Below are 259 nucleotides of genomic sequence, written 5' to 3' on the forward strand. Positions count from 1 at the left end.
ACGGTCGATGGCGTGACCCGCGCGCTCCAAGTCCAGTACCTCATCGCCGGCTCCACCTTCCTCACCCCCACATCCTCCGGCGCCACCTACTCCGCAGGCAACCTCGCCGCTCCCTGGCCTGCCGCCAGCCTCACCGACACCCTGACGGTGCGCGCCTACGCCAAGCTGGCCGGCGGCATCGGCGCCTTGACGTCCGTGGTTGTCGACGGCATCCAGGTCGCTCAGTTCGAGGTCAAGTCCACGGTCCCGCAAGACTATG

General features: G+C 68.3%; 1 protein-coding gene. It reads left to right on the plus strand.

The annotated features are described in order from the left end of the window. Window positions 1-259: hypothetical protein (locus tag ACG00Y_RS28845; protein ID WP_394485109.1), on the plus strand; the 259-nt coding region annotated here is incomplete at both ends.

It is taken from the genome of Pelomonas parva (assembly GCF_043555835.1).
In the GTDB taxonomy this organism is placed as follows: Bacteria; Pseudomonadota; Gammaproteobacteria; order Burkholderiales; family Burkholderiaceae_C; genus Pelomonas; species Pelomonas parva.